The organism is Thermomonas carbonis (genome assembly GCF_014396975.1).
GTDB classification, from domain to species: Bacteria; Pseudomonadota; Gammaproteobacteria; order Xanthomonadales; family Xanthomonadaceae; genus Thermomonas; species Thermomonas carbonis.
Window position 1 is genome coordinate 196,668 of record NZ_CP060719.1, and the last position, 22,238, is coordinate 218,905.

The window sequence follows — 22,238 nt, forward strand, 5'->3', positions numbered from 1 at the left end:
GCGAACGTGGTGGGTGTTCGCGCAGCGGCATTTCGAGCCGCGAAGCGAATACCCGCCACCCTCGCCATCGAGCGATTCACTGCCCGCCTATAATCGACGGATGACCCCTCCCGTCTCCGAACTGATCGAACTGCTTTCGCTGGAGCGGCTGGAAGACAACCTGTTCCGCGGGCAGAGCCGCGACATCGGCACCCGCTTCGTGTTCGGCGGGCAAGTGCTGGGGCAGGCATTGTCTGCTGCCCAGGCGACCATCGACCCCGCCACCGGCAGCCGCGCCGCGCACTCGTTGCATGCGTATTTCCTGCGCGCTGGCGACATCGAACACCCGATCGTCTACGACGTGGACCGCACCCGCGACGGCGGCACGTTCTCCGTGCGCCGGGTCACCGCGATCCAGCACGGCAAGGTGATCTTCTTCTGCGCGGCCTCGTTCCAGCAGCAGGAAGACGGTGCCGAACACCAGCTGACGATGCCGGAAGTGCCCAAGCCCGAGGACATCCAGCCTGCGCCTGCACTTGCACCCGATGTACTGGCAGCCCTGCCGACCAAGGTCCAGCGCTGGCTGTCCCGGCAGGGGCCGTTCGAGTTCCGCCACGTCTATCCGCGCGACGAACTGAACCCGCCGAAGCGCCCGCCTTACCAGCAAGTGTGGTTCCGCCTGTCCGAGCCGGTCGGCGATGCGCCGGAGCTGCATCGCGCGCTGCTGGCCTATGCCAGCGACTTCCACCTGCTGGGCACCGCGACCTTCCCGCATGGAATCAGCTACTACCAGCCGGATGTGCAGATGGCCTCGCTCGACCATGCGTTGTGGTTCCACCGCGATTTCCGCGCCGACGACTGGCTGCTCTACAGCATCGACAGCCCGAGTGCGCAGGGCTCGCGCGGACTGGCACGCGGACAGATCTTCGACCGCGCCGGCAGGCTCGTGGCCAGCACCGCGCAGGAAGGCCTGATCCGCGTCGTGCCGCCGCAGGCGGCGGGCTGAGATGCGCCAGGTCTTCACCAGCCCGCGCCTGGAAAACGTGGAAGCGGTGGCCGGCTTGTTGCGCGCCGAGGGCATCGAAGTCCGCATCACCAACGACCGCTCCTACCGTGGCCAGCGCCGCAGCCACTTCAGCTATCGCGAAGACGAGGAAGCGCCATCACCAAAGCCGGCGGTGTGGATCGTCAACGCCGACGAACAACCGCGCGCGCGCCAGTTGCTGCGCGATGCCGGTTTGCTGGACAGTTCCCGCGACGGCACATCGAGCTACCTGCCGCTGTCCGCGCTGAACGACCCCGCAGCGAGTGCCCAGGAGAAAAAAGCCAAGCGGAAGGTGCGGATCAGGCTGGGCCTGCTGGTGGTGATCCTGGTGGCGATCGGATTCACGATCTTCGGTACACGTACACCATCGCCCGCGGTGCCGGCCGTGGCCGCCGCCAAACCCGCGCCCCCTCCCGCGGACATCATTCCGCAATCGGCCGAGGAGCTATCGGTCTATCGCGTCGACATGCCCACCGCACTGGCGAAGCGGCTGGTCGAGGAAACGCTGGCAACGCGCAAGCCGGCGCAGGCCTGCATCGCCATCGACGGCCGCAACCCATCGCCCGCCTTCCTGCAATCGCTGGCTGCCGGCAACGCCACGCTGTCGGCCAGCACCGCCTGCGTCGATGGCGCGACGCGGATCTCCGTGAGCGACTACATGACCGACGGCAGCGGCAGCGGCAAGGCGACCGTGCAAGTGGACGATGACGCTGCGCGCAGCCTCGCCGTGGAACGCGACGGCACCGCCTGGCGGATTCTCGACGCGCGCTGAGCGCAGACACGACGACGCCCGGACATGCCGGGCGTCGTTGCACTGCATCGAACGGAAAATCAGCGCTTGCGCGGATGCGTTCCCTTGCCGCCGTGCATCGGCTTGGCTGCGTCGAACTCGGCCCTGGTCACCGTGCCGTCCTTGTTCGCGTCCATGCGGTCGAACGCCTTGCCGGCGCGCTGCAACTGCTCGGCCTCGGTCGGGACCCGACGCGCCTTGGGCGTCTTGCCCGCGGCCTCGACCCGCTGCGCGAACTGCTCGCGACGCTCGGCACCACGCGCGCCCTGCTCCACTGCGTACTCGTCGCGGCTCAGCTTGCCGTCCCTGTTCGCGTCCGCGCCCGTGAAGAACGCCGCGCGTTCACGGCTCATGCGCAGCTCGCGGTCGGTGCGGTCCAGGTAACCGTCCTTGTTCGCGTCCATCTCGCTGAAGCGCGCGGCGAAACCGGCGTTGCCGGCATTCGCCTCGGTGCGGCTGATGCGCCCGTCCTTGTCGCTGTCCAGCGCCTGCATGCGGTCGCCGCCACGGCCGCCACCTCGCTTGCCGTGCGCGCGCTGCGGGCGTTCGCTGGCAGTCAGCTTGCCGTCCTTGTTGACGTCCAACTGATCGAACTTCGCTGCCAGTCGCGGGGCCTTGGCGGCCTCGGCGCGGTCGATCACGCCATCGCCATTGGCGTCGATGCGCGGCGCGGCCCTCACGCCCGTGGCGGGGGTGGCGGTCTGCGCGACCGCGAAGGTGGATGCCAGCGCGGCGGCGATCGCCAGGGCCAGGATGTGCAACTTCTTCATCGTTCATCTCCTACCGGCACGCGCCGGGCTTGCAGGGAAAACGCGGCCGGCGCACGGCGGTTGACAGCGAAGGCCGCGCGCAGCTGAACGAGGGCGTTATCCTGCGGGCATGGGCACCGACGCCGACAACCTGCGCATGTTCCACACCGGCGCGCATCCCTGCGGCTACTGGGACGACCGCGAAGCCCGCGACCTGGTGCTGGATCCGCGTGATCCGCGCCTGCCGCTGGCCTACCCGATGGCGCTGGACTGGGGCTTCCGCCGCTCCGGCGACATCGTCTACCGGCCAAGTTGCAGCGGCTGCAATGCCTGCGTGGCGGTGCGCATCCCGATCGACACGTTCACGCCGGATCGCAGCCAGCGCCGTTGCCTGGCGCGCAATGCCGATGTCGACGCGCGCATCGTGGCGCCGGTGCGAACCGACGAGCACCTGGCGCTGTACCGAAAATACCTGGCCAGCCGGCATGCCGGCGGCGGCATGGACGACCACGGCGCGCACGAATTCGACCAGTTCCTGGTCGGTTCGTGGAACGAAGGGCGCTTCCTGGAGCTGCGCGAACACGGCACGCACACGCTGCTCGCAGTAGCCGTCACCGACCTCGCGGCCAATGCGCTGTCCGCGGTCTACACCTTCTACGATCCCGAACACGCCGCGCGCGGACTGGGAACGCTGGGTGTCTTGCGCCAGATCGAATGGGCACTCCGCGATCATCGCAGCCACCTGTACCTGGGCTACTGGATCGCCGGGCACCCGAAGATGGACTACAAGCGCCGCTTCCAGCCGCTGGAAGGCTTCAACGGCCGCGGCTGGCGACGCCTGCAGGCATGAAGACCCGCACGACGCGGTGGCTGGCCACCTGCACCGCATTGCTGCTGGCGGCCTGCGCGGCGACCACCCCTCACTCCAGGGAACACGACGCCATGGCATCGACGCCGACCGGCACGCTGCGCGTGGCGACCTACAACACCTCGTTGTTCGACGAGGACACCGGTGGCCTGGTCGCGCGGCTGGAACTGGGCAACGCGCAGGCGCGCAAGATCGCCGCAGTCCTGCAGAACGTCCGCCCCGACATCGTCCTGCTCAACGAGTTCGATTACGACGACACCCATCGCGCCGCCGACCTGTTCCAGCGCGATTACCTGGAAGTGGCGCAGCCCGGCGGTGGCGTTCCGCTGCACTACCCGCATCGCTATCTCGCGCCGGTCAACACCGGCGTGCCAAGCGGCCTCGACCTGGATGGCAATGGCGAGACCGGCGGGATCGGCCGCGACCGCGGCAACGATGCCTGGGGCTACGGCCTGCATCCCGGCCAGTACGGGATGCTGGTGCTGTCGCGCTTCCCGATCGACGCGGCGGCGGTGCGCACGTTCCAGTTGCTGCGCTGGGATGCGATGCCCGGCGCGCTGAGGCCGATGGTGCCGGCCACCGGCAAGCCCTTCCATGCCGATGCCGTGTGGCAGCAGCTGCGGCTGTCGTCGAAATCGCACTGGGACGTACCGATCCGGACGCCTTCGGGCACCTTGCACCTGCTCGCCTCGCATCCAACGCCTCCGACCTTCGACGGCCCCGAAGATCGCAATGGCATGCGCAACGCCGACGAGATCCGGCTCTGGCGCGAGTACATCTCGCCCGGCGACAACGCTTGGCTCTGCGATGACGGCGGCCATTGCGGCGGACTCGCCGCGGATGCGCGCTTCATCATCGCCGGCGACCTCAACAACGATCCGGTCGATGGCGCGGGCCACCACGACGCCATCCTCGAAGTACTCGAACATCCGCGGGTATTGCGCATGGCCACGCCGCGCAGTGCCGGCGGCGAGGCGAAGGCCCGCGAATATGCGGCGGCCGGCATCGAACGCCTTGGCGCACCCGCGCACGTCACCGGCGATTTCGGCCCGAACGTCGGTGCGCTGCGGCTGGACTACGTGTTGCCCTCGACCGGCTTCGTGCTTGCCGGCAGCGGCGTGTTCTGGCCCGCGCCGGGCGATGCGGATGCGGCGATCGCCGACGGCAGCGACCATCATCTGGTCTGGGTCGACCTGCGCTGAGCGAACGAGCCGCGTCTACACCACGGCCCAGCGAATGCGAACGGTCACACTGCTGTTGCGGGGATCGGCGCCTGCACAGCCGGAGGTTCGGCGGCCGGCGTTGCATCGGCGGGCGCAATGACCGGCATGCCCGGCTCCAGCATCGCCTGCGCGCGATTGCGGTCGTAGAAACCGAACTCGTTGTCGCTGTGCGCGGACACGATCATCCGCACCATGTTGCCGGGCACCATCAGTTCAAGCTCGACCACGCGGCCGTCCGGAGATTGGCCTTGCAGGGTCATCTCGATGAAAGCACCACCGGTGTCGATATCGCGGCAGGGCACGTGCGGGCCGGCGGGGCCGTCCTGCAGGTAGGGCTTGATCGCATCGCCCAATGCCTCGAGCGCGGGCGGGAAGAAAAACACGGCGTATCCGGCGGACTCGTTCATGCGCTGGATTCTGTCACGCCGGTTGCAAGACCACCGTCAACGCCGCCGCGGCATCGCGGGCCAGCGCGCGGGCGGTGTCGATGTCGTCGCCACGCGCCAGTGTCACCGCGACCCGACGATGGCCTTCCACTCGCGGTTTCCCGAACAGGCGCAATTGCACATCGGGATGCGCCAGCGCGCTATCCACACCTTCGAACACCGGCACCCCATGCCCGTGCGCCAGTACCGCGCAGGACGCAGACGGTCCCGACTGGCGAATCGCGCCGCCGGCATCGGCATGGATCGGCAGGCCCAGGATCGCGCGCGCATGCAGGGCGAATTCGCTGAGTTCCTGCGAGACCAGGGTGACCAGGCCGGTGTCGTGCGGGCGCGGGCTGACTTCGCTGAACCAGACTTCGTCGCCCTTCACGAACAGCTCGACGCCGAACAGTCCCCAGCCGCCGAGGTCGTCGGTGATCGCGCGGGCGATCTCCCGAGAGCGCTGCAGGGCGAGCGCCGACATCGGCTGCGGCTGCCAGCTCTCGCGGTAGTCGCCGTCGCGCTGCAGGTGGCCGATCGGTTCGCAGAAATCGGTGCCGCCGGCGTGGCGCACGGTGAGCAGGGTGATCTCGTAGTCGAAGTCGATGAAGCCCTCGACGATCACGCGCCCGGCGCCGGCGCGACCGCCGGTTTGCGCGTACTCCCAGGCGGCGTCGATGTCGGCATCACTGCGCACCAGCGACTGCCCCTTGCCGGAGGACGACATCACCGGCTTGACCACGCAGGGAATTCCCAGCGCCGCGACGGCGGCGCGATAGTCCTCGACGGTATCGACGAAGCGATACGGCGAGGTCGCCAGGCCCAGTGTTTCCGCGGCCAGCCGGCGGATGCCCTCGCGATCCATGGTCAGCCGCGCGGCGCGTGCGGTCGGGATGACGCGCGCGGTGCCTTCGGCTTCGAGTTCCACCAAGGTCTGCGTGCTGATCGCCTCGATCTCCGGCACGACCAGATGCGGCTTCTCCAGCGCGATCAGCGCGCGGATCGCCGCGCCATCGAGCATGTCCAGTACGTGGCTGCGATGGGCGACCTGCATCGCCGGCGCATTCGCGTAGCGGTCGGCGGCGATCACCTCCACACCGAAGCGCTGCAACTCGATCGCCACTTCCTTGCCCAGTTCGCCGGAGCCGAGCAGGAGCACGCGGGTGGCGTGCGGGGACAGCGGCGTGCCGATGCGAGTCATGCGTGGTTTCCGGTATTTCGGGAGCTGCAATTCTAGCGAAGCCGACCATCGGACACTGTCGCCCGCGCGCGCCGCCATGCGATCCTCGGCGCATGCCGATCCGCCCACTCCCGCGGCTGTTGCTGCTCGCCGCGCTGCTGGCGTGCCTGGTCGCGTGCGCGCCACCGTCGCTACCGTTTTCGCGGCTGGCCGGGCTGATCACGGCCGGCCAGCTGGACGAGATCAGCGGCCTGGCAGCGTCGCATGTGCACGAGGACGTGCTGTGGGCGATCAACGACGGCGGCAATCCCGCAGAGATTTTCGCGATCAATCGCCGCGGCCGGGTGCTCGCCCGCTACGACGTGCGCGGCGCGCGCAACATCGACTGGGAAGACCTGGCCAGCTTCAGCCTGGACGGCAAGCACTATCTGCTGGTCGCCGATACCGGCGACAACGGCGGTCGGCGCAAGGACATCGTGCTGCACGTCTTCGAGGAACCCGCGACCCTCGATGGCGGCGAATTGAAACCGTCATGGACGATTCGCGCGCGCTGGCCGGACGGCCCGCGCGATTGCGAAGCGGTGGCGGTCGATGCCGCCGCCGGCCAGGTGCTGCTGGTCTCGAAGAAGCGCAACCCGCCGGACCTGTTCGCGCTGCCGCTGGCGAAATCGCGCGGCGTGCGCGAGGCGCGCCGCATCGGCCGCCTCGCCGGGGTGCCGCAGGCAAGCGAGGAATTGCGCCGCAACGATCCGAAACTGGCCAAGCTGTTCCCGCAGGTCACCGCTACGGACCTGTCGCCGGACGGCCTGACCCTGGCGGTACTGACCTACGGCAGCGTGCTGTTCTACCGGCGCACGGCGGGCGAAAACTGGGGCGCTGCCGTCGCGCGCGCGCCGCAAGCGCATGACGTGCCGCTGATCCCGCAAGCCGAAGCACTGGCCTGGAGCGCCGGCGGTGCCGGGCTGTATGCCACCGGCGAGTTCAAGCCGGCACCGTTGTTCTATCTGAGTCCACAGCGCTGATCCGCTGAAATCGGGACGGAGGGAGTCAAGCGCGCCTGACTCCATCCGTCCCGATTTCGCCCCGTTGCGCCATTCGTCGCCTCGTGTTTGCAAGATTGATATCAATTTGATATCAATACTGCCAAGCGCCCATTCCGGGCTGCCATGACGAGACGCCGCCATGAAAGAAAACCCCATCCACTCCCTCCCCGGCATCCCGATGCTGCTTGCGCTGTTCGGCGGCATGCTTGCGGGTGGCTACCTGACTGTCTCCGGCGCGCAGGCCGAATCTGCGCTCCAGGTGATCCTGGGGGTGTTGCTGGCGCTGGTGGCGATGTTCTGCCTGTTCGGCCTGTACATGGTCGAGCCCAACCAGGCCGCGGTGGTCAGCCTGTTCGGCAAATACATCGGCACGGTCAAGGACAACGGCCTGCGCTGGAACAACCCGTTCTTCAGCAAGAAGAAGGTCAGCCAGCGCGTGCGCAACTTCGAGAGCAGCAAGCTCAAGGTCAACGAACTGGACGGCAGCCCGATCGAGATCGCCGCGGTCATCGTCTGGCAGGTGGTCGATGCCTCGGAGGCTGTCTACAACGTTGACGACTACGAGAGCTTCGTCCACATCCAGTCCGAATCCGCGCTGCGCACGATGGCCACCAGCTATCCGTACGACCAGCATGAGGACGGCCAGATCGCCTTGCGCAGCCATGCCGTCGAGGTCAGCCAGCACCTCAAGGACGAACTGGCCGAGCGCCTGGCGGATGCCGGGGTGGCGGTGATCGATGCGCGCATCACCCACCTTGCCTACGCCCAGGAAATCGCCCAGGCGATGCTGCAACGCCAGCAGGCCAACGCGATCATCGCCGCGCGCACGCGGATCGTCGCCGGTGCGGTGGGCATGGTGCAGATGGCCCTGGCCGAGCTCGAGAAGAATGGCGTGGTCAACCTGGATGAAGAACGCAAGGCGCAAATGGTCAGCAACCTGCTGGTGGTCCTGTGCGGCGAGCGCGGCACCCAGCCGATCGTCAACGCCGGCAGCCTGTCCTGACCTGACATGAGCGAGAAGAAGGCTTACCCGCTGCGCATCAACGCCGAGATCCTCGGCGCGGCGCAACGCTGGGCCGACGACGAGCTGCGCAGCGTCAATGCCCAGATCGAATACCTGCTGCGCGAGGCCCTGCGCAAGGCCGGCCGCCTGCCCAAGCCACGCCAGCCAACACCGGAGGACGACAACACATGAGTACGCGCTGGAACTACAAGGTGGTCGAGATCACCCAATGGATGGGCCTGAAGCCGAAAAAGATCGAGGAACTGATCGCACCACTCGGGCAACTGGGCTGGGAGCTGGTCTCGGTAACCCAGGTCGCGGCCTCGACCGTGCTGTATCTCAAGAAGCCGGCCTGAGCGCCGCAATCCACGCCACATCCGGGGAGAACCACATGCTGCACATCGTCCACATGCTCGAACGCCGCTACGGCCCGGCCCGCGGCCGCCAGTTGGTGATCCGCATCGCCATCGCCTCGCTGCTGTTGCTCGCCCTGGGCGCGGGCCTGGCGATGTCGCTTCCCGCGCATGCGCAGGCCGTCGATGGCAAGGCGATCGCCACCCGCGCGCTGGATCACATGGACGCCGGCGAATACGCGCAGGTCGAGGCGATGTTCAGCGCCGACATGGCCAAGGCGGTGCCCGCGGACAAGCTGAAGGCGGTGTGGGAATCGCTGCCGGCGCAGGTCGGCAAGGCGAACGGTCGCGGCGATGCCGAATCGATGCCGCAGGATGGCGGCACGATGGTGCAGGTGCCGCTGCAGTTCGAGAAAGCCGCGCTGGTGGCGAAGTTCGTCATCGACGCCGACGGCAAGATCGCGGGCTTCATGATCCAGCCTGCGCAGGCCGCCGCACCCGTGCCGGCGGCGCCCACGGTGGCCGAGGACGCGAACTTCAGCGAGCGCGAAGTCATGGTCGGCGACGACGACCGCGCCCTGCCCGCCACCCTGGCGCTACCGAAAGGCGACGGCCCGTTCCCCGCGGTCGTACTGGTCCACGGTTCCGGCCCGCACGACCGCGACGAAACCATCGGCCCGAACAAGCCCTTCCTCGACATCGCCCGCGGGCTCGCCGCGCAGGGCATCGCGGTGCTGCGCTACGAGAAGCGCACCAAGGCGCGTCCGCAGGACTTTGCCAGCGGCGTGTTCGGCGTGGACGAGGAAACCACCAACGACGCGGCGCAGGCCGTGGCCACGCTGCGCGGCATCGATGGCATCGACCCGAAGCGGGTGTTCGTGCTCGGCCACAGCCAGGGCGGGATGATGGCGCCGCGGATCGCCGCGGTGTCCGGCCACGTCGCCGGGCTGGTGTTGCTGGCCGCACCCGCGCGCTCACTGCTCGACATCGTCATCGAGCAGAACCGCCGGCTGGCCGTGCTGGACGACCAGAAGACCAGCGACGCGGAACGCGACGCGATCACTGCACTGATCCAGCAGGTGCGGGTGACCCGCGACGCGGCGACCGATCCCGCGACCAGGACCGTGATGGGCCTGCCCGCCGGTTACTGGCGCAGCATCGACAGCGTGGATCCGGTCGCCGAGGCGAAGTCTCTCGCGCTGCCGATGCTGGTGCTGCAGGGCGCGCGCGACATCCAGGTGGTCGATGCCGACTGGCAGGCCTGGCGCGGCGCGTTCCATGCCGACCCCAAGGTCAGCTTCAAGCTCTACGAGAAGCTCAACCACCTCGGCATGCCCGGCGAAGGCGACGGCAACCTGGCCGAATACCAGCAGCCCAACCACGTCGACCCGGCGCTGATCGAGGACGTGGCCGGCTGGATCAAGGCGCGTTGACGTGCAACCGAAGCCAGCCCGCACGTTTGCAGTCTCTCCGCCTCCGGCGTACGCATGGGGCATGCTGGTCGCACTGGGCGGCGTACTGCCGCTTGCAATCATCGCGGGGCTCTGGCTCTGGGGACCGCGGGCGCAGTTGTCAGGCGTTGGCCCCGCCCTGGTCGGAGTGCCCGCAGTGCTCGCGGTTCTCCTGCTGGCGACAAAACGCCGATCGGTCGAATTGCACGACGGCACGCTGGATGTGCGGGCTGCCCTGTTCCGCCAGCGCGTCGCGGTTGCCCAACTCGATCTCGACCGTGCGCGCATCGTCGATCTCGCCGAGCGCACCGAACTGCGCCCCGTGGTCAAGACCGGCGGCATGTCGATGCCGGGCTTCCACGCCGGCCGCTTCCGCCTGCGCGAGAAATTCGCCAAGGCATTCTGCCTGCTCACCGATCGCCGCCGCGTGCTCTGGCTACCACTGCGCGACGGCAAGGATCAGTTGCTGCTCAGCCTGGAGCAGCCACAGGCCTTGCTGGACGCCCTCAAGGGCGCGCGCGGCTGACGCCGGCCCGGGCAAGTCCTATCCTTCGCGGATGATGCGTTCGCCCCCGGTTCCGCTGAAAGCCGTCCTGCTCAACACGCCGGACATCGAACTGTGGCCCGGCGGACTGCTGCGCGCGCGCAGCAGCCACGATGCACGCGCGCTGTCGCGGGCAAGACACGTGCTGCGGCGCAAGCGCGATGGTGTCTATCTGGCCGCCGATCTTGCAGAAGGTCTGCTGCCCCTGCTCCCGCGGTTGCAACGCGAGCCGGGACTGGATGCCGCTCTGGACGCGCTCGACGCATCGCCATTGCACGCACGCAACGGCATCGACCGCGTCGGCGAACTGCCGCTGCATCGCCTGCAGGAACGGCTGGACGTGCTGGGCATCGATGCGGATGGCTACGAAGCGCGCACCGGCCTTGCCCTGGTCGCCGAGCCCGACTGGCTCGCGTTCGCCGGGTTCGATCGTTACCGGCGCGTGCTGTGGCTGCGCATCGACGCCGCCCGCGCGTGGTTGCGCATGCGCGACGCGGCCGCGCGCGATGGCATCGTGCTGGAGGCGATCTCCGGTTATCGCAGCCACGATTACCAGCTCGGCATCTTCGAACGCAAACGCGCGCGCGGACTGGGGATAACCGACATCCTCGCGGTGAATGCCGCGCCCGGCTATTCCGAACACCACGACGGTTGCGCACTCGACATCGGCACGCCCGGCGAACCGCCTGCGGAAGAGTCATTCGAGGCCACGCCCGCCTTCGCATGGCTGCAAACGCATGCCGACGCGCACGGATTCACGATGAGTTATCCGCGCGGCAATCCGCACGGCATCGTGCATGAGCCGTGGCATTGGCGCTTCGCCGGCTGATGGCGGGCCGCGATGACGTCGCCTTCGACCGGCGTCGCGCCCTGCAAGCGCTGGGGGTCGGCGCGCTGACGCCGTGGCTTGCGACGAGCTGCGCACGCCAGCCGGATCGTCCGGCCGTGCGCGACATCGCGGCGATCGGCGAAACACCGGTGCGCGACATCGTCCGTCCGCGCTCCACCGCCGACATCGTGCGCCTGCTGCGTCAATCGCAGGTCCCCATCTCGATCGGCGGCGCCCGCTGCAGCATGGGCGGGCAGACGGCCAGCCCCGGCTCGATGCACGTGGACATGCGTGGCTTGCGGGGTCTGCGCATCGATCCTGTCGCGATGCGCGCACGAGTGCAGGCAGGTGCCAGTTGGCGGGACCTGCAGGATCGACTCGATCCGCATGGATTGTCGGTGCGGATCATGCAGAGCTACAGCAACTTCAGCATCGGCGGTTCGCTGTCCGTGAATTGCCATGGCCGATACGTCGGCCGCGGACCGCTGGTGAACAGCGTGCGGGCGTTGCAGCTCGTCGCGGCGGATGGACGCGTGCTGGAACTTTCGCGGGAGCGACAACCGGAATTTTTCGCTGCGGTCGTGGGCGGCTATGGCGGACTCGGCATCGTCACCGAGGTCGAACTCGACCTGGACCGTAACGAACGCATCGCGCGCAGCGCGGAACGCGTGGCACTGCATGACTATCCGGGCTATTTCGCCGAGCGCGTGCTGGCCGATCGCGATGCCGTCCTGCACAACGCGGATATGGCACCGCCCGACTTCGACGGCACGGTGACGGTGACATGGCGACGCAGCGATGATCCGCCGACAGCGGTCGAACGGTTGGTGCCACGCGGCGCCGACTATTCGCGCCAGCAGACATTGATCTGGGCCACGTCCGAACTGCCCGGTGGCGACGGCATACGCGACCGCGAACTCACCCAGCGGCTGCTGTCCGAGCGCATCGTGGCCTGGCGCAACCACGAAGCCAGCCTCGACATCGCCTCGCTCGAACCGCGAACGCGGCGGTTCTCGACTTACCTGTTGCAGGAATACTTCATCCCGGTTCCCGCGTTCCTCGATTTCGCCAGGGAGATGACCCGCATCCTGCGGCGGCACGACGTGAATGCCCTCAACGTGTCGATCCGGCACTCGCCGGCGGATCGCGATTCGCTGTTGCGCTGGGCACCCGTCGACGTGTTCTCGTTCGTGCTCTACCACAAGCAGCGCAATACCCGCGCCGCGGATCGCAGGGCAGGCGAATGGACTCGCTTGCTGGTGGACGCGGCGCTCGACTGCGGCGGTCGCCACTACCTGCCGTACCGGCTGCATGCGACACCGACCCAATTCCTGCGCGCGTATCCCGAGGCGCGCGCATTCGCGGCGCTCAAGCATCGCGTTGATCCCGCCAATCGCTTTCGGAACGCGTTGTGGGATCGCTACCTCGGCGCAGCGTCCGCATGACGTCCATCCGATCCGCCACGCTTGCCGACGCATGGGCCAGCGGTCGCAACAACTTCAACCTGATCCGCCTGTTCGCGGCCTGGCTGGTGATCTACGGGCATGCGTGGGCGATCACCGGCAGCGCCGGCGGCGACCTGATCACTCGGCTCACCCGATTCAAGTTCGCCGGCGGCGTGGCGGTGGACGTGTTCTTCTTCATCAGCGGCTTCCTGATCGCGGCGAGCCTGGCCCGCAACGATGTGCGCAGCTATCTGGCCTCGCGTGCGCTGCGCATCCTGCCCGCGCTGGTCGTGTGCGTGGCGCTCAGTGTGTTCGTGCTTGGGCCGCTGCTGACCACGGCGGCCGACTACTGGCGCCACCCGATGACCTGGGACTACCTGTGGGCGAACAGTTCGCTGTGGGCGAGCCGGTACACACTGCCCGGCGTGTTCGAGTCGCTGCCGCAGCAGGCCGTGAACGGCTCGCTGTGGACGCTGCCGATCGAAGCGCGGCTGTACCTGGCCTTGCTGGTGGTGAGCCTGCTCGGCGTCCTCACCACGCGTCGATACACGCCGCTGTGGGCCGTCGCGATGGCGGCGGCGTACGGATTCGCGGCATGGCGGCATCCACTGCCCGAATGGCTGGCGAACTACATCTGGTGCACCGCATTCTTCATCACCGGCACCCTGTGCTGGCTGCATCGCGAGCACATCCGATTGAGCCCCTGGCCCTTGCTCGCATTGCTCGGATTCGCCGTGCTAGCGCGAGGCACGCCCTGGTTTCACCTGCCCTACTTCGCCATCGCCTGCTACGGCACGCTGTGGCTGGCCTTCATGGCGAAGCTTCCGGTGATCCGTCGCAACGACCTGTCTTACGGCCTGTACCTGTACGGCTGGCCGGCGGCGCAACTCGTGCAGCAGTTCTCGCCGGGTGGACCCTTGCACAACATGCTGTGGGCGACGTTGCTGGCCGGCATGTTGGCAGCGGTGTCGTGGTTCGCGATCGAGCGTCCGGCGCTCCGATGGAAGCGAAAAATGGGGTCAGAGTAGAGTTTTGCGGGCGCGATGCATGGGCATCAGAACTCTGTCTCCGCAAAATCTAATCTGACTCCATTTTTGCTTTCGCATCGACCAGTTCCCGCAACGTCGCGCGCAATCCCTCGCGCCAGCCTGGAGGGATAATGCCGAAGTCGTTGCGCAGGCGCGTGGTATCGAGCACCGAATAGGCGGGTCGCCGTGCGGGCGTGGGGAACTCCGCCGTCGTGATCGGCACCACCGTCGGCATGCGCGCCAGCAACCCGAGCGCATGCGCATCTTCCATGATCGTGCTGGCGAAGCCGTGCCAGCTGACATGCCCCGAGGCGACCAGATGCCAGGTGCCGGCCTCGACGATGCCATGGCGGATGAGGGCCGCGGTCGCATCGGCAATCCACGCGGCGGACGTCGGTGCACCGACTTGATCGGCGACCACGCGCAGTTCGTCACGCTCGTTCGCCAGCCGCAGCATCGTGAGCAGGAAATTGCGGCCCTGTGCCGCGTATACCCAGGCCGTGCGCAGGATCGCGTGGCGCGCGCCGCTGGCGCGGATCGCGTCTTCGCCCGCAAGCTTGCTGGTGCCGTAGACACCGAGCGGCGCGGTGGCGTCATCTTCGCGGTACGGCTCGGATGCCGTGCCATCGAAAACATAGTCGGTCGAGTAGTGCACCAGCAGTGCATCGATCTTCGCGCACGCGGCAGCGATGACCGCAGGTGCTTCGGCATTGGCGCGAAACGCGGCTTCGATGTCGCCCTCGGCTTTGTCGACGGCGGTGTAGGCAGCGGCATTCACCACCACATCCGGTGCGACCTGCGCAATCACGGCAGCGAGTGATGCCGGCACATCGAAGTCCGTCGCGATATCGGCGTTCGCGCCATTACGGGTGGCTATGACCAGTTCACCCAGCGGTGCCAGGCTGCGCCGCAGTTCGCGACCGACCTGGCCATTGCCACCCAGCAGCAGCAGCCTCACGGCGCGACGTAGACGGGAAAACGCTCCGACGGAATGTCCGCGAGCAGGGGCGCAACCGCATCCTTGGGCGACAGCGATGCCTCCGCCAGCGGCCAGTCGATGGCCAGTTGCGGGTCGTCCCAGCGCAGCGAGTTGTCGCTGGCGCGATCGTAGGGCGCGGTGCACAGGTAGGTGAACACCGCACTCTCGCTGAGCGTGAGGAAGCCGTGCGCGAACCCTTCCGGGATCCAGAAATGGCGCTTGTTTTCTGCGCTCAGGATCGCGGCCGCATGCTGGCCGAAGGTGGGCGAGCCTTGGCGGATGTCGACGGCAACGTCGTACACCTCGCCTTCCAGCACGCTGACCAGTTTTCCCTGCACGCTATTCGGCCACTGGTAATGCAGGCCGCGCAGCACGCCGCGCTGCGAGCGCGAGACGTTGTGCTGGACGAACTGCGTGGGCAATCCATGCTCGGCGAAACGCGCGGCATTCCAGCCCTCGTAGAAGTAACCACGTTCGTCACCGAATACCGCCGGCTCGATCACCACGCAGCCAGGCAGCTTCGTCCTGATCAGCTTCATTCGACGCGGCCGTGTTCGAGCAGCCCCAGCAGGTACTGGCCGTAGCCGTTCTTGGCCAGCGGCCGCGCGAGCTCGCGCAACTGGTCGTCATCGATCCAGCCGTTGAAGTACGCGATCTCCTCCGGGCAGCTCACGCGCAGGCCCTGGCGCTTCTCGATGGTCTCGATGAAGGTCGAAGCCTCGACCAGCGATTCATGCGTGCCGGTGTCGAGCCAGGCGTAGCCGCGCCCCATCTTTTCGAGCTGCAGGGAACCGTCGTCGAGATAGCAGCGATTGAGGTCGGTGATTTCCAGTTCGCCGCGCAGTGAAGGCGTGAGTCCCGCGGCGAAATCACTGGCACGGCCATCGTAGAAATACAGGCCGGTCACCGCGTAGCTCGACTTCGGCTGCGCGGGTTTTTCTTCAAGGCCGATGACCTTGCCGGCCGCATCGAATTCGGCCACGCCGTAGCGCTCCGGATCGCGCACCCAGTAACCGAACACGGTCGCGCCCGTGTCCTGCGCGTTCGCCCGTTGCAGCAACTGGGTCAGGCCATGGCCATAGAAGATGTTGTCGCCAAGCACCAGGCAACTGGGGCCGCCGGCAAGGAACTCGCGACCGATCAGGAACGCCTGTGCCAAGCCGTCCGGGCTGGGTTGCGCGGCGTATTCGATCTTCATCCCCCACTGCGAGCCATCACCCAGCAAATGCTGGAACAGGGCCTGCTCGTGCGGGGTGTTGATGATGAGAACTTCGCGGATGCCCGCCAGCATCAGCACGCTGAGCGGGTAATAGATCATCGGCTTGTCGAACACCGGTAGCAGCTGTTTGCTGATCGCCTTGGTGATCGGATACAGCCGCGTACCGGAACCGCCGGCAAGGATGATGCCTTTGCGAGCAACAGCGGTCATGCGGCTGCTCCAATGCGCTCCAACCGATACGAACCATCCAGTACGCGCTTCACCCAGTCCTGATGTGCCAGATACCAGTCCACGGTCTCGGCGATGCCGCGCTCAAAGGTGTATTCCGGTGCCCAGCCCAGTTCGCTGCGCAGTTTCGAGGCGTCGATCGCGTAGCGGCGGTCATGGCCCGGGCGGTCGGCGACGTAGGTGATCTGCGATGCGCGCGGTACCCCGTCCTCGCGCGGACGGCGCTGATCCAGCAGCGCGCAGATCGCGTGCACGACCTCGATGTTCTGCATCTCGGCTTCGCCGCCGACGTTGTAGGTCTCACCCACCCGGCCCTTGGCCAGCACGGTGCGGATCGCCGCGCAGTGGTCGCTCACGAACAGCCAGTCGCGGACTTGCTTGCCATCGCCATAGACCGGCAACGGTTCGCCGGCCAGCGCCTTGGCGATCACCAGCGGGATGAGCTTCTCGGGGAAGTGGTACGGGCCGTAGTTGTTGCTGCAATTGGTGGTCAGCACCGGCAGGCCGTAGGTGTGGTGGAAGGCGCGCACCAGGTGATCGGAGGCGGCCTTGGATGCCGAATACGGCGAGTTCGGCGCGTATGGCGTGGTCTCGCTGAACTTGCCGGTCTCGCCGAGCGCGCCGTAGACCTCGTCGGTGGAGACGTGGAGGAAACGGAACGCATCCTTCGCCTCGCCGTCGAGCACCTTCCAGTAATCGCGCACGCTTTCCAGCAAGGCGAGCGTGCCGACCACATTGGTCTGGATGAACGCCGCCGGGCCATCGATGGAACGGTCGACATGGCTTTCCGCGGCGAAGTTCACCACTGCATCGGGACGATGTTCGGCCAGCAGCCGCGCGACCAGCGCACGATCGCAGATGTCCCCATGCACGAACACGTGGTTCGCATCGCCATCCAGCGATGCCAGGGTGTCGCGATTGCCGGCGTAGGTCAGCGCATCCAAGTTGACCACCCGGATGCCGTTTGCGACCGCAGCCAACACGAAATTGCCGCCGATGAAACCGGCGCCGCCGGTCACGAGCCAGGTCGTCATGCTTGTCAGCTTCCCTGCGTTGGGCGAGTCAGGAGGCCCGCTGAGCAGGCCCCGCAATACTCAGAACGGAATGTCGTCGTCGAACGGCACGTCGTCGAAGTTGGCCGGCTTGGCCGGCGCGGGATCGCGACGCTGCGCCGGCGCACGTTGCTGGCGATCGCCGCCGCTGCCGTAACTGCCACCGCCGCCACGCTGGAAACCGCCTTCGCGCGGCGCCCCACCACCACCGCCCGCAGCACCGCCTTCACGGCCACCGAGCATCTGCATCTCGTCCGCCACGATGTCGGTGAAGTAGCGTTTCTGGCCGTCGTCGCCGGTGGTCTCGCTGTAGGTGATGCGACCTTCCACGTACACCTGCGAGCCTTTCTTCAGGTACTCGCCGGCGATCTCGCCGAGCTTGCCGAAGAAGGTCACCCGGTGCCACTCGGTCTTTTCCTGCTGGTTGCCGTCCTTGTCCTTGCGGACCGAACTTGTCGCCAGGCTGACCTTGGTGATCGCCATGCCGCCCTGCGTGTATTTCACGTCCGGGTCGTTGCCCAGGTTGCCGACCAGGATCACTTTGTTCACGCCGCGTGCCATGTTCTTCCTCGACTCGGTTTCGTCCGGATGGGACGACTGACAGTGGATTATAGCGGCCGGCCCCGGCGCAGTCGGGCACCGCCCTGGACAGACGTAGGGAATTCACTCGATGCCGGCAGCCGCTCTCAACGATCGCCTTCGCGATCCTCCGAAAAAGATCGCTTGACGATATTTCATGTAAGAAATAGATTCTATTACATGAAAGCAGGCCAAACCGCCCTGAAGACGTCTACCGAGCACCAGCGCAGGTATCGGGAGCGACTGCGCGAACAAGGCCTGGTCAAGAAGGACGTCTGGATCCGGCCGGAGTATGCGGCGGAGCTGGCCGCCATCGAGAAATCGATGCGCGGGCAAGCTCGCGACCCGGCAGCGCCCGCGCAAGCCGAGGCCGGCTGGACCATCGCCACCATCCGCCATGCGCTGGGCGAGACCAGCGCGGTCCGCGACGGGCTGCTGACCATCGAAATCATCGAGGGCGCGGAACCCAGCCTGCATCTGGTCCTGCACGAATACGGCGACCTGTCGCTGTTCGTCGCCGCGGTCGGCGGGCAGATCATCGTCGAGGCCTACCTGTGGCCGGTGGCGATGGTCGCCGACCCCGCCCTGTTCAACCTGCATGTGCTGCGCACGCAGAAGCTGCTGCCGCTCTCCACCATCGCCGTGCAGGCGGTCGCCGGGGTGCCTGGCTACATCATGTTCGGTGCGCTGGACGCGCATTCTCGGCTGGCCAATCTGATGTTCGAGATCGAGACGCTGGCGGAAAACGTGCTGGGCGCGACCGAAGCCTTTGCCGGCTACCTGCTGCCCATGGAGTCGGCGACGTGATGTCGGGCCTGCTCGCACAATGGCTGGCAAGGCTGGGCGAGGATGTCGCGGGCGTCTCCGATGCGCTGTTCGGCGACAAGGCCGAGCGCCAGCTGGACCAGGACATCCGCGACCTCGACGACGCCCTGCACCGGGTCCGCGCCGACATCGCCACCGCGAAGGCGGCCCGCATCGCCGCCGACCAGCACACACAGGATCTGCGCACGCGCATCACCGCGCTCACCGCGCAAGCCGAGCAGGCGTTGCGCACCCGCAAGCGTTCGCAAGCCCGGGAAGCCGCCGAGCGGATCGTGGTGCTGCAGGCCCATCGGGACGAGGAACATGCGCGCGCGAACTCGCTGCAGGCCAGGGAAGCAGAACTGGCGCATGTGCTGGAGCAGGGCGAACACCAGCTGCGGCGGCTGAAACACCAGGTCGATACGCTGCGCGCGAGCGCCAGCCTGCAACAGGCGCAAGCCAGCGTGGCGCGACGCCAATCGACGGACACCCCGGAACCGGCACTGGCATCCGCACAGCGCGCGCGCCAGCGCAAGGCCACGAGCGGGCCGGATTCCCGCGCAACGGCCGTTTCCCCGAAAGAGGCGACCGCTAATGCGGCCGACCAGATCCTGGAACGCATCGCCAAACGCATCAAGCCGAAAGCCCCGTCGCCCTCGACCGCCAAGCGCTGACCCGGACCCCCGCATGACCGAATTCCTGCAAACCGCACTGACCTTCCCCACGTTGCTCTACAGCATCCTGCTGGCGTTCTGCACCATCTACTGGCTACTGGCGGCCACCGGCCTGGTCGACATGGAGGCCATCGACGGCCTGCTGAGTGGGGACGGTGGCGGCGACAGTCACCACCATGCAACCGACAGCGCCGGCCTGCTGGCGCGGCTCGGGCTGGGCGGTGTGCCGATCATGATCGTGCTCACCGTACTGGCGTTCTTCGGCTGGATGATCACGTACTTCATGCAGTTGCTGGCGCTGCAACACCTGCCGGCACCGCTGCGGTTGCTCGGCGGCATCGCCACCCTGGTCGGCGCGCTGATCCCGGGTGTGTTCGTCACCTCCCTGCTGTTGCGGCCGGTGCGCAAGCTGATGGTCAAACTGCGTCCGCCGGTGGCACCCAGCATCCTGGGCCGCGTCGGCACGGTGATCTCGCCCGAGGTCGATGGCAAGCAAGGCCGGGCGGAATTCGCCGATGGCGGTGCAGGCCTGATCCTGCAGGTGCGCATCACACCACCCGGCCGCTTCGTCCGCGGCGACCGCGTGGTCCTGCTCGAACACGACGCCACCGCCAACACCTATCTCGTCATTTCCGAATCGCAGTTCAACGCGCACTAAGCACCATCAAGCACGCCACTGGAGCTTTCCATGAATTTCGCCCAAATCGCACCGTTCCTCGTCGGCCTCGTCGTCGTGCTGGTGTTCGTCTTCGGCCTGATGGGCCTGTTCAAGGCCTTCTACAAGAAAGTCGACCAGGGCACCGCCCTGATCGTCAACGACATGAGTTCGCAGCCGAAGGTGCACTTCACCGGCGCGCTGATCGTCCCGGTGCTGTACCGCGCGGAGCTGATGAAGATCAGCCTGATCACCCTGCAGGTGGACCGTCGCGGCAAGGAAGGCCTGATCTGCAAGGACAATATGCGCGCCGACATCACCGTGGCGTTCTACCTGCGCGTCAACGAGACCCAGGCCGACGTGCTGCGGGTGGCCAAGGCGATCGGCGCCGACCGCGCCTCCGACAAGAATGCGGTGGATGAACTGTTCAACGCGAAGTTCTCCGAGGCGCTGAAGACGGTCGGCAAGAAGTTCGAATTCACCGACCTGTTCGAGAAGCGCCAGGAGTTCCGCGACGAGATCGTCAAGGTCATCGGCAACGACCTCAACGGCTACGTGCTGGAGGACGTCGCGATCGACTACCTGGAGCAGACGCCCAAGCACATGCTCGACCAGAACAACATCATGGATGCGCAGGGCATCCGCAAGATCACCGAGCTGACCGCGCTGCAGAACGTCAAGACCAACGAGCTGGAGCAGGACGAGAAGCTGCAGATCACCCAGAAGAACGTCAGCGCGCGCGAGGCATTGCTCTCGCTCGAACGCCAGCAGGCGGAGGCCGAGGCCCGCCAGAAGCGCGAGATCGAAACCGTGCAGGCCCGCGAACAGGCCGAGACCGCCCGCGTGCGCGAGGAACAGCGGCTGATCTCCGAGAACGCGCGCCTGCAGTCCGATGAACTCATCCAGATCCGCGAGCAGGAACAGCTGCGCCAGGTCGAAGTGGCCGAGCAGAATCGCTCGCGCGCGGTCAGCATCGAGCTGGAGCGCGTGGAGCGCGCCAAGCAATTGGAGAAGGTCACCACCGATCGCGAAGTGCAGCTGCAGGGCGTGGAGCGCGACAAGGCGGTCGAGAATGGCCGCATGGAAGTCGCGAACATCGTCCGCGAGCGCACCGTGATCGACCAGACCGTCGCGATCGCGCAGGAGAAGATCAAGGAAACCCGCGAGGTCGCCGAGGCCGATCGCGCCAAGCAGGTCACGATCCTGCAGGCGGAAGCCGATGCACAGGAAGTCCTGGTCAAGGAAGTGAAGGCCGCCGAGGCCGCGGAAACCGCGGCGAAGCATCGCGCGGTCGAGTTGACCACGATGGCCGACGCGGAATTGCTGGCCGCCAACAAGCAGGCCGAGGCGAAGAAGATGCTGGCCGACGGCACGCGCGCCGAACGCGCGGCACCCGGCCTGGCCGATGCGCAGGTGCGCGAGGCGAATGCCGTCGCTGTGGAGAAGGTCGGCGTGGCCGAGGCGCGGGTGATCGAGGCCAAGGCGCAGGCGAACTACAAGCAGGGCAGCGCGGACGCGAAGGTGCTGGCCGAGCGGCTGGCCGCGGAAGCCGAAGGCAAGGCGCAGATGGGCCGCGCGGAGGCGGACAACAAGGCGCAGATGGGTCGTGCGCAGGCGGATGCAACGCAGGCGATGGGCGATGCCGAAGCGACTTCGATCGGCAAGCGCATGGCCGCGGAAGCGGAAGGCCTGACCTCCAAGTTCGATGCGATGGACAAGATGAGCGTCGAGTCGCGCAGCCACGAGGAATTCCGGATGGCGCTGGAAACCGGCCTGAAGCAGGCGCTGGCCTCGATCGAGGCGGGTCGCCAGGTGTCGAAGGAGAATGCCGAGGTGCTCGGCGAGGCGCTGCGTGGCGCCAACATCGAACTGATCGGTGGCGACGGCGGCGTGTTCGACGCGCTGACCAAGGGCGTGTCGCTGGGCAAGGCCATGGAAGGACTGGCGCAGCACAGCCCGATCCTGCAGCAGTTGCTGTCCAAGGTCGCCGGCGTGGACCTGCGCCCCGCGCTCTCCAACGACGCGGACAACGCGTGATGCCGATGCGGGCATGCGCCCTGGTGCGTGCCCGCGTTGACCTGCAGGCGCGCAAC

At 67.1% G+C, this 22,238-nt stretch carries 25 protein-coding genes; 17 read left to right on the plus strand and 8 right to left on the minus strand.

Annotation, left to right across the window (positions count from 1 at the left end):
- Positions 1 to 100: 100 nt before the first annotated feature.
- The gene (tesB, locus tag H9L16_RS00965) at positions 101 to 985 is read left to right on the plus strand and encodes an acyl-CoA thioesterase II (protein WP_187552767.1); all 885 of its coding nucleotides are present in this window, start codon (positions 101 to 103) and stop codon (positions 983 to 985) included.
- 1 nt (position 986) lies between these two features.
- A complete protein-coding gene (locus H9L16_RS00970; protein WP_187552768.1) occupies positions 987 to 1,796 on the plus strand; it encodes a hypothetical protein in 810 nt (269 codons plus the stop codon).
- 59 nt (positions 1,797 to 1,855) lie between these two features.
- Here H9L16_RS00970 and H9L16_RS00975 read toward each other — a convergent pair whose 3' ends face one another.
- Entirely contained in the window at positions 1,856 to 2,584 is a 729-nt protein-coding gene (locus H9L16_RS00975; RefSeq protein ID WP_187552769.1) for an EF-hand domain-containing protein, read from the minus strand.
- A 109-nt stretch (positions 2,585 to 2,693) separates the two neighbouring features.
- Here H9L16_RS00975 and H9L16_RS00980 point away from each other — a divergent pair, with 109 nt between their 5' ends.
- Together H9L16_RS00980 and H9L16_RS00985 are read left to right on the plus strand one after the other, a co-directional pair.
- On the plus strand, positions 2,694 to 3,413 hold the full coding sequence (locus H9L16_RS00980; protein WP_187552770.1) for an arginyltransferase: 720 nt from the start codon (positions 2,694 to 2,696) through the stop codon (positions 3,411 to 3,413).
- Positions 3,410 to 4,633: an endonuclease/exonuclease/phosphatase family protein gene (locus H9L16_RS00985; protein WP_229796496.1), complete on the plus strand. Its 1,224-nt coding sequence runs from the start codon at positions 3,410 to 3,412 to the stop codon at positions 4,631 to 4,633. Before H9L16_RS00980 ends, H9L16_RS00985 begins: the two co-directional genes overlap by 4 nt.
- Positions 4,634 to 4,677: 44 nt before the next feature.
- Here the strand turns inward: H9L16_RS00985 and H9L16_RS00990 are convergent, their stop codons facing one another.
- On the minus strand, positions 4,678 to 5,061 hold the full coding sequence (locus H9L16_RS00990) for a hypothetical protein (RefSeq protein ID WP_187552771.1): 384 nt from the start codon (positions 5,059 to 5,061) through the stop codon (positions 4,678 to 4,680).
- Between the two features lie 13 nt (positions 5,062 to 5,074).
- Positions 5,075 to 6,280 (minus strand): formate-dependent phosphoribosylglycinamide formyltransferase, encoded by a 1,206-nt coding sequence (gene purT / locus H9L16_RS00995; protein ID WP_187552772.1) that lies wholly within the window; start codon positions 6,278 to 6,280, stop codon positions 5,075 to 5,077.
- A 92-nt stretch (positions 6,281 to 6,372) separates the two neighbouring features.
- On the opposite strand from purT, the gene H9L16_RS01000 reads away from it, so the two are divergent.
- From H9L16_RS01000 to H9L16_RS01040, 9 genes are all read left to right on the plus strand, one after another.
- Positions 6,373 to 7,281 carry an SdiA-regulated/phytase-like domain-containing protein gene (locus tag H9L16_RS01000; protein ID WP_187552773.1) on the plus strand — a complete coding sequence of 303 codons (909 nt, stop codon included), beginning with the start codon at positions 6,373 to 6,375 and terminating at the stop codon, positions 7,279 to 7,281.
- 199 nt (positions 7,282 to 7,480) lie between these two features.
- Positions 7,481 to 8,305, plus strand: coding sequence for an SPFH domain-containing protein (locus tag H9L16_RS01005; RefSeq protein ID WP_425507276.1), 825 nt, complete (start codon positions 7,481 to 7,483; stop codon positions 8,303 to 8,305).
- 6 nt (positions 8,306 to 8,311) lie between these two features.
- Entirely contained in the window at positions 8,312 to 8,497 is a 186-nt protein-coding gene (locus tag H9L16_RS01010; RefSeq protein WP_187552775.1) for a type II toxin-antitoxin system antitoxin, read from the plus strand.
- Complete coding sequence (locus tag H9L16_RS01015) at positions 8,494 to 8,661, plus strand: DUF4177 domain-containing protein (RefSeq protein WP_187552776.1); 168 nt, start codon at positions 8,494 to 8,496, stop codon at positions 8,659 to 8,661. The genes H9L16_RS01010 and H9L16_RS01015 overlap by 4 nt, the downstream gene beginning before the upstream one ends.
- 35 nt (positions 8,662 to 8,696) lie before the next feature.
- Positions 8,697 to 10,091, plus strand: a complete 1,395-nt coding sequence (locus tag H9L16_RS01020) for an alpha/beta hydrolase (RefSeq protein ID WP_229796497.1) — start codon at positions 8,697 to 8,699, stop codon at positions 10,089 to 10,091.
- Between the two features lie 61 nt (positions 10,092 to 10,152).
- Positions 10,153 to 10,635: a PH domain-containing protein gene (locus H9L16_RS01025; protein WP_187552777.1), complete on the plus strand. Its 483-nt coding sequence runs from the start codon at positions 10,153 to 10,155 to the stop codon at positions 10,633 to 10,635.
- A gap of 31 nt (positions 10,636 to 10,666) precedes the next feature.
- Positions 10,667 to 11,482, plus strand: coding sequence for a M15 family metallopeptidase (locus H9L16_RS01030; RefSeq protein ID WP_425507208.1), 816 nt, complete (start codon positions 10,667 to 10,669; stop codon positions 11,480 to 11,482).
- Positions 11,458 to 12,927 carry an FAD-binding oxidoreductase gene (locus tag H9L16_RS01035; RefSeq protein ID WP_229796499.1) on the plus strand — a complete coding sequence of 490 codons (1,470 nt, stop codon included), beginning with the start codon at positions 11,458 to 11,460 and terminating at the stop codon, positions 12,925 to 12,927. Before H9L16_RS01030 ends, H9L16_RS01035 begins: the two co-directional genes overlap by 25 nt.
- Positions 12,924 to 13,955: an acyltransferase family protein gene (locus H9L16_RS01040; protein WP_187552778.1), complete on the plus strand. Its 1,032-nt coding sequence runs from the start codon at positions 12,924 to 12,926 to the stop codon at positions 13,953 to 13,955. Before H9L16_RS01035 ends, H9L16_RS01040 begins: the two co-directional genes overlap by 4 nt.
- Before the next feature lie 49 nt (positions 13,956 to 14,004).
- On the opposite strand, the gene rfbD is transcribed toward H9L16_RS01040, so the two are convergent.
- The 5 genes from rfbD to ssb are packed head-to-tail and all read right to left on the minus strand — an operon-like array spanning position 14,005 to position 17,994.
- The gene (gene rfbD / locus H9L16_RS01045) at positions 14,005 to 14,913 is read right to left on the minus strand and encodes a dTDP-4-dehydrorhamnose reductase (protein WP_187552779.1); all 909 of its coding nucleotides are present in this window, start codon (positions 14,911 to 14,913) and stop codon (positions 14,005 to 14,007) included.
- The gene (gene rfbC / locus H9L16_RS01050) at positions 14,910 to 15,473 is read right to left on the minus strand and encodes a dTDP-4-dehydrorhamnose 3,5-epimerase (RefSeq protein WP_187552780.1); all 564 of its coding nucleotides are present in this window, start codon (positions 15,471 to 15,473) and stop codon (positions 14,910 to 14,912) included. Before rfbC ends, rfbD begins: the two co-directional genes overlap by 4 nt.
- Positions 15,470 to 16,363 carry a glucose-1-phosphate thymidylyltransferase RfbA gene (rfbA, locus tag H9L16_RS01055; RefSeq protein ID WP_187552781.1) on the minus strand — a complete coding sequence of 298 codons (894 nt, stop codon included), beginning with the start codon at positions 16,361 to 16,363 and terminating at the stop codon, positions 15,470 to 15,472. The genes rfbC and rfbA overlap by 4 nt, the downstream gene beginning before the upstream one ends.
- Positions 16,360 to 17,415 carry a dTDP-glucose 4,6-dehydratase gene (rfbB, locus tag H9L16_RS01060; protein ID WP_187552782.1) on the minus strand — a complete coding sequence of 352 codons (1,056 nt, stop codon included), beginning with the start codon at positions 17,413 to 17,415 and terminating at the stop codon, positions 16,360 to 16,362. The genes rfbA and rfbB overlap by 4 nt, the downstream gene beginning before the upstream one ends.
- Before the next feature lie 60 nt (positions 17,416 to 17,475).
- Positions 17,476 to 17,994, minus strand: coding sequence for a single-stranded DNA-binding protein (ssb, locus tag H9L16_RS01065; RefSeq protein ID WP_187552783.1), 519 nt, complete (start codon positions 17,992 to 17,994; stop codon positions 17,476 to 17,478).
- Positions 17,995 to 18,192: 198 nt separating this feature from the next.
- Here ssb and H9L16_RS01070 point away from each other — a divergent pair, with 198 nt between their 5' ends.
- Genes H9L16_RS01070 through H9L16_RS01085 form a run of 4 tightly spaced genes read left to right on the plus strand, consistent with a single transcriptional unit; the run spans position 18,193 to position 22,182 of the window.
- A complete protein-coding gene (locus H9L16_RS01070; protein ID WP_187552784.1) occupies positions 18,193 to 18,819 on the plus strand; it encodes a YjfI family protein in 627 nt (208 codons plus the stop codon).
- A complete protein-coding gene (locus H9L16_RS01075) occupies positions 18,819 to 19,490 on the plus strand; it encodes a PspA/IM30 family protein (RefSeq protein WP_187552785.1) in 672 nt (223 codons plus the stop codon). Before H9L16_RS01070 ends, H9L16_RS01075 begins: the two co-directional genes overlap by 1 nt.
- Before the next feature lie 13 nt (positions 19,491 to 19,503).
- Entirely contained in the window at positions 19,504 to 20,148 is a 645-nt protein-coding gene (locus tag H9L16_RS01080) for an OB-fold-containig protein (protein ID WP_187552786.1), read from the plus strand.
- Positions 20,149 to 20,178: 30 nt separating this feature from the next.
- Entirely contained in the window at positions 20,179 to 22,182 is a 2,004-nt protein-coding gene (locus H9L16_RS01085) for a flotillin family protein (protein ID WP_187552787.1), read from the plus strand.
- The last annotated feature ends 56 nt before the right edge of the window (positions 22,183 to 22,238 follow it).

Coding starts and splice junctions, on each gene's coding strand:
- tesB (WP_187552767.1), top strand. CDS start 101: ATGACCCCTCCCGTCTCCGAACTGATCGAACTGCTTTCGCTGGAGCGG.
- H9L16_RS00970 (WP_187552768.1), top strand. CDS start 987: ATGCGCCAGGTCTTCACCAGCCCGCGCCTGGAAAACGTGGAAGCGGTG.
- H9L16_RS00975 (WP_187552769.1), bottom strand. CDS start 2,584: ATGAAGAAGTTGCACATCCTGGCCCTGGCGATCGCCGCCGCGCTGGCA.
- H9L16_RS00980 (WP_187552770.1), top strand. CDS start 2,694: ATGGGCACCGACGCCGACAACCTGCGCATGTTCCACACCGGCGCGCAT.
- H9L16_RS00985 (WP_229796496.1), top strand. CDS start 3,410: ATGAAGACCCGCACGACGCGGTGGCTGGCCACCTGCACCGCATTGCTG.
- H9L16_RS00990 (WP_187552771.1), bottom strand. CDS start 5,061: ATGAACGAGTCCGCCGGATACGCCGTGTTTTTCTTCCCGCCCGCGCTC.
- purT (WP_187552772.1), bottom strand. CDS start 6,280: ATGACTCGCATCGGCACGCCGCTGTCCCCGCACGCCACCCGCGTGCTC.
- H9L16_RS01000 (WP_187552773.1), top strand. CDS start 6,373: ATGCCGATCCGCCCACTCCCGCGGCTGTTGCTGCTCGCCGCGCTGCTG.
- H9L16_RS01005 (WP_425507276.1), top strand. CDS start 7,481: ATGCTGCTTGCGCTGTTCGGCGGCATGCTTGCGGGTGGCTACCTGACT.
- H9L16_RS01010 (WP_187552775.1), top strand. CDS start 8,312: ATGAGCGAGAAGAAGGCTTACCCGCTGCGCATCAACGCCGAGATCCTC.
- H9L16_RS01015 (WP_187552776.1), top strand. CDS start 8,494: ATGAGTACGCGCTGGAACTACAAGGTGGTCGAGATCACCCAATGGATG.
- H9L16_RS01020 (WP_229796497.1), top strand. CDS start 8,697: ATGCTGCACATCGTCCACATGCTCGAACGCCGCTACGGCCCGGCCCGC.
- H9L16_RS01025 (WP_187552777.1), top strand. CDS start 10,153: ATGCTGGTCGCACTGGGCGGCGTACTGCCGCTTGCAATCATCGCGGGG.
- H9L16_RS01030 (WP_425507208.1), top strand. CDS start 10,667: ATGATGCGTTCGCCCCCGGTTCCGCTGAAAGCCGTCCTGCTCAACACG.
- H9L16_RS01040 (WP_187552778.1), top strand. CDS start 12,924: ATGACGTCCATCCGATCCGCCACGCTTGCCGACGCATGGGCCAGCGGT.
- rfbC (WP_187552780.1), bottom strand. CDS start 15,473: ATGAAGCTGATCAGGACGAAGCTGCCTGGCTGCGTGGTGATCGAGCCG.
- rfbA (WP_187552781.1), bottom strand. CDS start 16,363: ATGACCGCTGTTGCTCGCAAAGGCATCATCCTTGCCGGCGGTTCCGGT.
- rfbB (WP_187552782.1), bottom strand. CDS start 17,415: ATGACGACCTGGCTCGTGACCGGCGGCGCCGGTTTCATCGGCGGCAAT.
- ssb (WP_187552783.1), bottom strand. CDS start 17,994: ATGGCACGCGGCGTGAACAAAGTGATCCTGGTCGGCAACCTGGGCAAC.
- H9L16_RS01070 (WP_187552784.1), top strand. CDS start 18,193: ATGAAAGCAGGCCAAACCGCCCTGAAGACGTCTACCGAGCACCAGCGC.
- H9L16_RS01075 (WP_187552785.1), top strand. CDS start 18,819: ATGTCGGGCCTGCTCGCACAATGGCTGGCAAGGCTGGGCGAGGATGTC.
- H9L16_RS01080 (WP_187552786.1), top strand. CDS start 19,504: ATGACCGAATTCCTGCAAACCGCACTGACCTTCCCCACGTTGCTCTAC.
- H9L16_RS01085 (WP_187552787.1), top strand. CDS start 20,179: ATGAATTTCGCCCAAATCGCACCGTTCCTCGTCGGCCTCGTCGTCGTG.